Genomic DNA, 8,851 nt, shown 5'->3' on the forward strand with positions numbered 1-8,851 from the left:
CGGGGGACGGTCGCGGGTGACGCAAGCACCGCAGGGAGCGAGCGGAGTGAGCGACCGAGAAGCGCAGCGAGCGTGCGCCCGCCTCCCGGCTGCCCCTTTGCGTCCACCCGACCGCAACCGCACCGCACCTCACGCCTCCCCAGCCTCGGCGGACGGCCCGGCGCGGCTCCGCCCGCGCCGGACCGCCGCCTCCCTCGCACGCGCTCCTCGTGGCCGCCTTCGGCGACCACTCGAAGGCGCGCAGGGCGAGAGCAAAGCTCTCGCTTGCAGCCGGCGGCAGAGCCGCCGGCGACGCCGACGGCACCGCGTTCGGTTATTTAAACGCCTCGACGAGGGCCGCGCCCTCGACGTACGGGATCCCGCGGCGGCGGGCGTACGCCTCGGCGTCCGCGGGCGCCAGCGCGGTGCCGGTCTCGTCGTCGAGCATCTCGCAGACCACGGCGGCGGGCGCGGAACCGACCGCCTCGGCCATCGCGAGCCCGAGCTCCGTGTGGCCGGTCCGGCCGCCGAGCCCGTCGCGGTCGCCGCGGAGCACGTGGACGTGGCCGGGCGCGCGGAACTCCGCCGCGAAGTCCTCCGGGGCGTATCCCGCGGGGTCGGCGTCGACGGCGGCGGCCGCGCCCGCGAGCTCGACGATGGTCCGCGCGCGGTCCTCGTCCGTGATCCCGGTGAACGTCTCGCGGTGGTTCACCGGGAGCGAGAAGGAGGAGCGGTCGTCGTAGTCGGGGTCGTCGTCGACCGCGGGGTGATCGAGCGCGTCGGCGAGGAACGGGAGCCCGAACGCGTCCGCGACGGGGTCCGCCACCGCGACGCAGATCAGCCCGCCGGCGTCGTTGCGCATGTGCGCGACGGCGGCCTCGTCGACGGCGCCGGCCGGGTAGACGATGTCCGTCTCGCCCTCCCGGTCGGCGAAGTCGTGGACGCAGACGGGGTCGCCGGCGCGGAAGGCGTCGAGCGCGCGCTCGACCGACTCGGCCGCGTCGGTCGGCTCCCCGTCGGCGGTCACTCCGGCCTCGGCTTCGGGGGCGACCTCCGCGTCGCCGTCGGCGTCGACGTCGGCGCGCATCAGGCCACCTCCGTCTCGGGGGCGTCGGATTCGTCGTCGTCGCTCTCGCCGGGGTCGTCCGCCCGGCTCGTCGCGGCCACCCGGACCTCGATCTCGTCGCCGTCGTCCAGGTCGAGCGCGTCGCGGAGCCGCTCCGGGGCGATCAGCTCCAGTTGGTCGTCGTCGTGGTGGGTCCGGTCGGGGACGATCGCGTGGACCTCCTCGTAGCGCTCGTCGCCGGCGACGAGGGTGACGCCGTAACACGAGGCCGCGCCGTAGGTGCGGTCCTCGTCCTCCCACGCGTCGATGGGGACCGCGTCGATGCCGGCCATCTCGCCGCGGCGCCGGACGCTCTCCTCGGTCAGGTCGACGTTGAGCGTGCCCGGGAACGGCTCGTAGCCGAGGCGCTCGCGGAACTGCTCGGCGTAGCCGGGCAGGGTGATGTAGTGGCGCCCCTCGCCCATCCCGCCGGTGACGGCGCCGCGGAGGACGAGCTCGACGTCGGTCTCGAACAGCCGGCGGTAGTCGGCGTACTCGGCGCGGAGGGCCGCCTCGCCCGCGTCGGTGACGCGCACCCACTGGCCGTCGCCGACCACGTCGCGCTCGATGTACCCCGCGGACTCGAGGGTCTGCAGCCGCCGGGAGGCCGTCTGCGTCGAGGCGTCGAGGCGGTCGCCCAGCGCCGCGCACGACACCTTCGTCTCGGTCAGGCCGCCGACGAGCCCGACGTGTTTCAGGGCCGCGATCGCGGCCGGGTCGGGGTCCGTCGTCGCCGTCGCTTCTGCCATAGTCGAACCTCGGTCGCCCGCACGCAAAAGAGTAACGAATATGGGATGCGTCCCAAAAACGTTAAACAGGTTTAGATTCGCTATCGGAAGCGAACGGGGAACTACTTCGACTATATCTCGGGCAGGCGGCTACCTAGTTCCGTCGGTGTCGGCGGTGCTCGTCGCGAGCTGCGACCGCCGCCGTCGCCTGCGAACCACCCGCGTGCGGGTCGTCGAAAGGTAAGGTACAAATACGAACGGCGATTGGTTCCGGGTGCGGGCTCGTAGATCAGCGGCAGATCGCTTCCTTCGCAAGGAAGAGGCCCGGGGTTCAAATCCCCGCGAGTCCACTTCTTCACTCACTTCGTTCGTTCAGTCGTTCCCTCGCGTGGTCCCGTTCGCTGACGCTCACGGGACCCCCGCGAGTCCATGATTTTGTGCCGCAAACACACCGGGAGGGACGCGAAACTGCAACGAGCGGGATTAGAACTCAGCCAGTCGCGCACAGCGAACAAAGCGAGCGAGTACGTCTAGCTCTGGTCCAAAATCTCTGCAAGTCCATCTGAATTTCACTCGACTCCTCAGGACCGGAGAGCCGAGGGCCAGGTTCAGAAGCTGTGTGACCCATCAGTCACTTGGTCACAGTACTGAACGCAAATAAAACTCGATGGAGGTGACCTAGCTGAGATCGTTGAGACCGTCGAGACCTATACTACCCGTCTCATACGTTCGGTCGAGAAGTATCGAATCACTCGGCTCGTGGACAAGTCTCACCCGGACATCAGTAGCGGAATCGGAGTTACCGGTGAAACCGGCAGAAACAGTATCTCCGACACTTAACGCCGGAGTAATTGTTGCGTTCGCTTCAGCGCTTCCGGAAGCGTTGCTAACGATCACTGTGACAGAATCCGAATCAATCCGATCGCCGCCGTTATGCTCAATTGTAATATTACCATTCGCAGTCGTGTCATCAAGTGAGACACTCAGCTGCGCCGTCGGCTGACTGTCCCCGATCGAGTCCCCCAGACCGAGCACGAACGTCCCGATGACGGCGGCCAGGATCACGGTGATTGCGACCATGAGGATGACTCCGATAACGGGACTCACTGCACGGTCGTCCGAGTCGAACAGGTTGCTTGGTTTCATAGTTTGAACCCAGCGGTTCACCGACGAAACGGCCGTCCCGTTCCGATCGGTTGCTGGTTACTCTCCGCTTAACAGTTCCTCCTTATGTACTTACTGGCTTAAATATCAACAGCGAAAATTAGGTACACAAGGACAACTACGCTGACGTGTGAGCGATCCGTATGGAGCCCACGGCCGAGGCCCTCGCTCGGACGTACAGCGATCGCGTCTGTCCGGACCCGTGGGAGAAGGTCCTCGACTACCGCCGCGTGCGCGAGTACGCCGCCGAGCACCCGAGCGCCGGCCGGGTGCGCGTCGGCAACGCCCTCGACCTCCCGAACGAGCGCGTCAGGGGGTGGCTCGAAGGCACGGTCCCCGACCCGGTCCGAGCGATCGACGCGGCGATCGACCGCGGCTGGCTCGATCCGGACCCCGAGGGCGAGGCGGCCGCCGCGCTCGTCGCGCTGATCGCGCACGTCCTCGCGGGCGGGAGCGTCTCGGCCGAGAGCTACGTCCCCGCGGTGACGCCGGGCGAGCGGGTCGACGCCGCGGAGATCCGCCGCGCCTTCGAGCGCGTCGACGTCGAGACGACGCGCCGGAACGCCGACGCCGCCGGCCGCGCGACCGAGATCGTCCCCACCCGCGACGCGACGGGACGGTCCTCGGTCGGTGCCTCGTCACGACGGGCGTGCCGACCGGCGCGAAGACGTCGCTCGACCGGCTCCCGTCGGTCGTGTGGGACGTGCCGCGCCCGGTCCGACGGTCGTTCGCGCGGACCTACGTCCGCCACCGCGGGCTGAACTACGCGGGCAAGTCGACGACCCGGATTCAGGTCGACCGGCCGGGCTCCTTCGTCGCGGACCTGCGGGACCTGCTCGCGGACGTGCTCGACGGGCGCGTCACCGCGTCCGACGCCGGGATCACCGTCTCGGCCGACGCCGCGCGGGAGCTCGGCGTGGAGTAGCGCCGGCCGCCGTCGGTCCCGTTTTGTTGAAAGCGATTAAATACTCTCGGCGAATCGGTCCGGATATGGGCGTCTCAGAGATACTCGAGGGAAAGAACCTCTCGCATCGCCAGATGGGTGCGATCATGATCGGCTGGCTGGTGCTGGTCACCGTCGTCTCCGTCGGGCTGCTGCTGTACACGTCGTTCAACTTCGCGTAGCGCGCGGTCGACGAGTCCGGCGGACGCGTCCCATTTTTGTCGGTCGTCGCCGTCGGTGCTCGGTATGGTTCGCAACGGCGATGCGCACGACCGGGGGGAATCGGACGCGAGCGGCGAGCGCGGCGGTTCGGACGCCGACGCCGCGACCGACGGCGGCACCGATCGCCGGCTCGTCGCCGGCTGGGCGGGGCGGTACTACGAGGACTTCGCGGTCGGCGACGTGTACAAGCACCCGTACGGGCGGACGGTGACCGAGACGGACAACGTCTGGTTCACCAACCTCTCGATGAATCTCAACCCGATGCATTTCAACGAGGCGTACGCCGCCGAGACGGAGTTCGGCGAGCGCCTCGTCGACGGCACCTTCGTCATCGCGCTGGCGGTCGGGATGAGCGTCATCGACGTGAGCGCCAACGCCACGGCGAACCTCGGCTACGACGAGATCCGCCACCACGCGCCCGTCTTCCACGGCGACACGCTGTTCGCGGAGTCGGAGGTGCTCGACAAGCGCGAGTCCGACTCGCGCGATCGCGTCGGCATCGTCACCACCGAGCTGCGCGCGTACAACCAGAACGACGAGCTCGTGCTCTCCCTGGAGCGCACGCCGATGGTCCTGAAACGCTCGCACGCGCAGCCGAGCGCGGCGCGGCCGACGGGGTGGCCGGCGGGGGTCGGCACCCAGCCGGAGGACCTGGAGTGACACGGTCGCCCGGCGCTCGCGGCAACTCCGGCGCTCGCGGCAACCCCGGCGGCTACCCTCGAAGCTATCCCCGCCGACGGAGAACGGGCGGCCGATGGACCGCGCCGAGCGACGGATCGTCGCCTTCACCGCCGGCTCGCACGGGCTCGTCCACACCTACGAGCTCTCGATCCCGATCCTGCTGACGGTGTGGATCGCGGAGTTCTCGACGACCGCGGCCACGCTCGGCCTCGTCTCCACGGTCGGCTACGGGCTGTTCGGCGTCGGCGCGCTCCCCGGCGGCATCCTCGTCGACCGGTTCGGCTCCAAGTCGCTCATCCTCGCGTGTCTCGGCGGGATGGCCGCCTCGTTCCTGCTCGTGAGCGTCGCCCCGAACCTGCTCGCGCTCGCGCTCGCCATCGCCGTGTGGGGCGTCACCGCGAGCGTCTACCACCCCGCGGGGCTGTCGCTGATCTCCAAGTCGGTCGACCGCCGCGGGACCGCGCTCGGCTACCACGGGATCGGCGGCAACCTCGGCATCGCCCTCGGGCCGCTGGCGACCGCGCTGCTCCTCCTGGCGTTCGACTGGCGGGTCGTCGCGGCCGCGCTCACCGTTCCCGCCGTCGTCGTCGCCGCGTACGGCCTCACCGTCGACGTCGACGCCGCGCTCCCGGAGTCCGCGGTCGTCGACGGCGGCGGCGAGGGTTCGGCCGCCGCCGACGAAACGGGCGACGGCACCAAAGGCGAGGTGTCGCCGTCGACGATCGTCGACGACACGCGGGTCCTGCTCGCCGGCGGGTTCCTGATCGTGTTCGCGTTCGTCACGCTCAGCGGGCTCTACTACCGGACGTTCCTCACGTTTCTCCCGGACCTCCTCGGCGACGCCCTCGGCGGGTTGGTCGACGTCCAGCTCATCGATCCGGAGAGCCCGTACGCCGAGGAGTTCGACCTCGCGCGGTACCTGTACGTCGCCGTCCTCATGGTCGGCGTGCTCGGCCAGTACCTCGGCGGTCGGATCGCCGATTGGGTCCGCCCGGAGCGGGGACTGATCGCTCTCATGTCCGTCCTCGCGGTCCTCGCGCTGCTGTTCGTCCCCGCCGGCGCGACCACCGCGTCGTTCCTCGCGGTCTCGCTCGCGCTCGGAGTCGCGCTGTTCACCGTACAGCCGCTCTCGCAGGCGACGGTTGCGGCCTACTCGCCGAGCGAGGCGCGGGGGATCTCGTTCGGCTACACCTACCTCGGCATCTTCGGCGTCGGATCGCTCGGCGCCGCGCTCGCTGGGACGGTTCTCACCCGTGCGGGCCCCCGCGAGCTGTTCCTCGTGCTCGCCGTCATCGCGGTCGTCGGCGCGCTCGCGGCGGCCGCGATCTCCCGGTTCGCGACCTGGCGGGACTGACGACGCGGGTCGCGCGCGTCGGTCACTCCTCGGACCGGTGGTCGTCGCCTTCGGCGTGGTCGTCGCCCTCGTCGTGGTCACCTTCGCCGTGGTCGTCGCCTTCACTGTGGTCGTCGTCCCCGCCGTGGTCGTCGCCCTCGTCGGCCTCTTCGCCGACCGCTATCCGCACCGGGCCCTCGTCTCCGGGATCGTCGCCGCCGTCGTCCACCGGCGCGTGGTCCGGCTCGTCGCCGTCCGCGTAGTCGTCCAGCGTCGCCTCGCGGTGGTCGCCGCGCTCGCCCTCCAGTTCGCTCAGCGCGTAGCCGACGGCGTAGCCGGTCGATCCCCCGAGGAAGGCGCCGATCCCGGCGCCGATCGGGCCGCCCCGAGCCCACGAGCACCGCCCCCGTGAACCCGCCGACCGTGGCGGCTCGCTCCGCTTCTCGCTCGGCCCGCGTGCGGTCCCGGTCGGCGATCCGATCGGCGGCGTGGCCCTCGTCGTGGTCGTGATGGGTCATACCCGACGGTAGGGGCTCCGACGGTCTATACGCTTCGCCGATAAGGGACGAGGGGGGCGAGCGGAGCGATCAGACCGTGTGTTTCGCCTCTTCCGCGTCGTCGACGACCTCGATCCCGCGGTTGTTCACCGCGTGGGGGTCGAGCCCCTGCTCCTGCAGGAACTGCTTGTAGATGCGTTCGACCGTCTCGCCGTCCTTCTGTCGGTCGCTGGCGTGGTCGCACAGCTCCACGAGGTTCTCCGGCACGTCGTTCTCGTGGACGATCCAGTGGTTGATCGTGTCCGAGAGCCGGCGGATGGGCGAGGTGAAGTGGCCGTAGATGTCGAAGTTGAGCGCGTGATGGCCGCCGAACGGGTCGTTCATGTACTTCGCGCGGGGCATCACCTTCAGCACGGCGCGCTGGATCTTGTTGAGCTGGCGCCCGGGCGACTCCTCGAGGGCGGCGTTGACCGCCTTGCGCGGGTCGTCGCCCCACGCGCTACCCGGGATTGAGACCCCGTCGAGCTCCTGGATCTCCGTGAGCGCCTCGCTCCACTGGTCGGGGGTCGGCTGCGGGTGGACCCGGTACATGGCCTCGACGCCGCGGTCCCACATCAGGGTGTGCGTCACCGCCTTGTTCGCCTTCAGCATCGACTCCTCGATGATGGTGTGCGCGCGGTCGCGGCGCGGGTTCAGGACGAGTGAGCCGTCCTCCTTGCGCTGCTCGTGCATCCGGTCGGCGAGCTCGAAGGCGAGTTCGTTCTCCTCGCCGAGGGGGAGCGAGGGGTCCTCCAGCCGCTCCTCGCACTGCTTGTAGGTGAGCCGCTCGTCGGAGTTGATGACGGACTTGTAGATGTCGATGTCCTCGAACGAGAGCGTCTCGTCGTCGATCTCCATCTCGACGGTGTGCGCGAGCCGGTCCTCGTTGGGGACGAGCGAGCAGACCGTCTCGGCGAGCACCGGCGGGAGCATGTGGATCGTGTAGTCGGGCAGGTAGACGGTGTTCGCCCGCTTCACCGCCTCCTCCCACATCGCCGTGTCGGGCGTGACGTAGTGGGTGACGTCGGCGATGTGGACCCACAGCCGGTAGGCGCCCTCCTCGCGCTCGATCGAGATCGCGTCGTCGAAGTCCTGCGCGTCGACGGGGTCGGTGGTCCAGGTCGTGAGATCGCGGAGGTCCTCACGCTCGTCGATCTCGGCTTCGATCTCGTCGTACACGCCCTCGGTCCGGGTCTCCGCCTCGCGGAGGACCTCGTTCGGGAACTCGTCGGGGATCTCGAACTCCTCGAACAGGTCCGCCCGCTTGTCGGCGAGGCGGTCCGCCAGCTCCGGCGTGATCGTCACGGGCCCCTGGTCCTCGGCGGACCCCGGTTTCGGCTCGTCGTCTGACATACCGGGACCAACGCGGGTCCGTTAGAAAGGCCTGTCGGGGGCGCAGGAGCGGCCGCGCCAGACCGGGGGCGGGAGTGTCGGAGGCGTCGCCCGCCTACCCGACAATCACGCCGAGGACCGGCGAGAGCGCGACCGCCGCGACCGTCAGCGAGACGAGCCCGAGAACGACCGGCACCGCCGACCGGCCCACCAGCCGGAGCGCGGTCCGACGCGCGCTCGCGTCGCCGACCACGAACGGCGATCCGCCGGCGATCCGCGCTTTCACCTCGCCGACCGGAGCGTCCGGGAAGGCGGTCGCGTCGCCGACGACCGTCACGGCGTCGCCGGGGCGAAGAACGCGCTGGCGGTATCGACGCTTCGGGTCGCTTCCGACGGTTACCGGGCCGAGCTCCCACCCCGTCTCCGACTCATCCACCGCCTCCACCGCGTCCGTGAACCGGCGGACGCGCTCGGGCGGCGTCTCGTCGGCCGCGACTTCGACGTCCTCGTCGACGCCGAACGCGAAGCCGGCGGCCGCGGGGTCGACGCGAACGCCGACCCCGTCGACGACGACGCGGAACGGGACGCCCGCCTCGCCGGTGTCGATCGAGACCCACGATCGGCCCCTCCCTTGGCTGCGGTACTCCGACACGTCGTACGAGCAGCAGAGGCACCGCTCGTCGGTGAACAGAGCGGGGAGCGTTTCGGGGTCCTCGCCACCCGTGTCACCGCTCTCCCCGTCGTCTCCCCATCCGCCGGGTGCGGATCACCGGACGCGCCGAGACCGCGTCGGACGCGCCCGATGGGTCCGGCGGATGGGGAGACGAC

The 8,851-nt window shown here is 69.8% G+C and carries 8 protein-coding genes, 1 tRNA gene and 2 pseudogenes; 5 read left to right on the forward strand and 6 right to left on the reverse strand.

All coding sequences use genetic code 11. The annotated features are described in order from the left end of the window. Positions 1 to 313 precede the first annotated feature (313 nt). Together ribB and DJ75_RS00320 are read right to left on the reverse strand one after the other, a co-directional pair. The gene (gene ribB, locus DJ75_RS00315; protein ID WP_094521895.1) at positions 314 to 1,066 is read right to left on the reverse strand and encodes a 3,4-dihydroxy-2-butanone-4-phosphate synthase; all 753 of its coding nucleotides are present in this window, start codon (positions 1,064 to 1,066) and stop codon (positions 314 to 316) included. Next, positions 1,066 to 1,833: a DUF120 domain-containing protein gene (locus DJ75_RS00320; protein WP_094521896.1), complete on the reverse strand. Its 768-nt coding sequence runs from the start codon at positions 1,831 to 1,833 to the stop codon at positions 1,066 to 1,068. The genes ribB and DJ75_RS00320 overlap by 1 nt, the downstream gene beginning before the upstream one ends. 257 nt (positions 1,834 to 2,090) lie before the next feature. On the opposite strand from DJ75_RS00320, the gene DJ75_RS00325 reads away from it, so the two are divergent. Continuing rightward, a tRNA-Ala gene (locus tag DJ75_RS00325) sits at positions 2,091 to 2,162 on the forward strand. A 328-nt stretch (positions 2,163 to 2,490) separates the two neighbouring features. On the opposite strand, the gene DJ75_RS00330 is transcribed toward DJ75_RS00325, so the two are convergent. Then, positions 2,491 to 2,958 carry a type IV pilin gene (locus DJ75_RS00330; protein ID WP_094521897.1) on the reverse strand — a complete coding sequence of 156 codons (468 nt, stop codon included), beginning with the start codon at positions 2,956 to 2,958 and terminating at the stop codon, positions 2,491 to 2,493. Between the two features lie 161 nt (positions 2,959 to 3,119). Between DJ75_RS00330 and DJ75_RS00335 the strand changes: the two are divergent. The 4 genes and pseudogenes from DJ75_RS00335 to DJ75_RS00345 all read left to right on the forward strand — a co-directional run bounded on the left by DJ75_RS00335 (position 3,120) and on the right by DJ75_RS00345 (position 6,176). Next, a pseudogene (locus tag DJ75_RS00335) lies at positions 3,120 to 3,901 on the forward strand (hypothetical protein). Between the two features lie 65 nt (positions 3,902 to 3,966). Then, positions 3,967 to 4,101, forward strand: coding sequence for a hypothetical protein (locus DJ75_RS18920; RefSeq protein ID WP_254921585.1), 135 nt, complete (start codon positions 3,967 to 3,969; stop codon positions 4,099 to 4,101). Positions 4,102 to 4,165: 64 nt separating this feature from the next. Next, positions 4,166 to 4,801, forward strand: coding sequence for a MaoC family dehydratase (locus DJ75_RS00340; RefSeq protein ID WP_094521898.1), 636 nt, complete (start codon positions 4,166 to 4,168; stop codon positions 4,799 to 4,801). A gap of 94 nt (positions 4,802 to 4,895) precedes the next feature. Continuing rightward, positions 4,896 to 6,176 carry an MFS transporter gene (locus tag DJ75_RS00345; protein ID WP_094521899.1) on the forward strand — a complete coding sequence of 427 codons (1,281 nt, stop codon included), beginning with the start codon at positions 4,896 to 4,898 and terminating at the stop codon, positions 6,174 to 6,176. Positions 6,177 to 6,198: 22 nt separating this feature from the next. Here the strand turns inward: DJ75_RS00345 and DJ75_RS18430 are convergent, their stop codons facing one another. The 3 genes and pseudogenes from DJ75_RS18430 to DJ75_RS00360 form a co-directional block, all read right to left on the reverse strand. After that, a complete protein-coding gene (locus DJ75_RS18430; protein ID WP_094521900.1) occupies positions 6,199 to 6,384 on the reverse strand; it encodes a hypothetical protein in 186 nt (61 codons plus the stop codon). A gap of 358 nt (positions 6,385 to 6,742) precedes the next feature. Beyond that, the gene (locus tag DJ75_RS00355) at positions 6,743 to 8,044 is read right to left on the reverse strand and encodes a ribonuclease R family protein (protein ID WP_094521901.1); all 1,302 of its coding nucleotides are present in this window, start codon (positions 8,042 to 8,044) and stop codon (positions 6,743 to 6,745) included. Positions 8,045 to 8,138: 94 nt separating this feature from the next. Next, a pseudogene (locus DJ75_RS00360) lies at positions 8,139 to 8,735 on the reverse strand (hypothetical protein); the annotation flags it as partial. Positions 8,736 to 8,851: the final 116 nt, after the last annotated feature.

The organism is Halorubrum sp. Eb13 (assembly GCF_002252895.1).
Classification (GTDB): domain Archaea; phylum Halobacteriota; class Halobacteria; order Halobacteriales; family Haloferacaceae; genus Halorubrum.

Excerpts from the sequence above, each read along its gene's own strand:
- DJ75_RS18920 (WP_254921585.1), top strand. The coding sequence starts at position 3,967 with ATGGGCGTCTCAGAGATACTCGAGGGAAAGAACCTCTCGCATCGCCAG.
- DJ75_RS00320 (WP_094521896.1), bottom strand. The coding sequence starts at position 1,833 with ATGGCAGAAGCGACGGCGACGACGGACCCCGACCCGGCCGCGATCGCG.
- ribB (WP_094521895.1), bottom strand. The coding sequence starts at position 1,066 with ATGCGCGCCGACGTCGACGCCGACGGCGACGCGGAGGTCGCCCCCGAA.
- DJ75_RS00330 (WP_094521897.1), bottom strand. The coding sequence starts at position 2,958 with ATGAAACCAAGCAACCTGTTCGACTCGGACGACCGTGCAGTGAGTCCC.
- DJ75_RS00355 (WP_094521901.1), bottom strand. The coding sequence starts at position 8,044 with ATGTCAGACGACGAGCCGAAACCGGGGTCCGCCGAGGACCAGGGGCCC.
- DJ75_RS00340 (WP_094521898.1), top strand. The coding sequence starts at position 4,166 with ATGGTTCGCAACGGCGATGCGCACGACCGGGGGGAATCGGACGCGAGC.
- DJ75_RS00345 (WP_094521899.1), top strand. The coding sequence starts at position 4,896 with ATGGACCGCGCCGAGCGACGGATCGTCGCCTTCACCGCCGGCTCGCAC.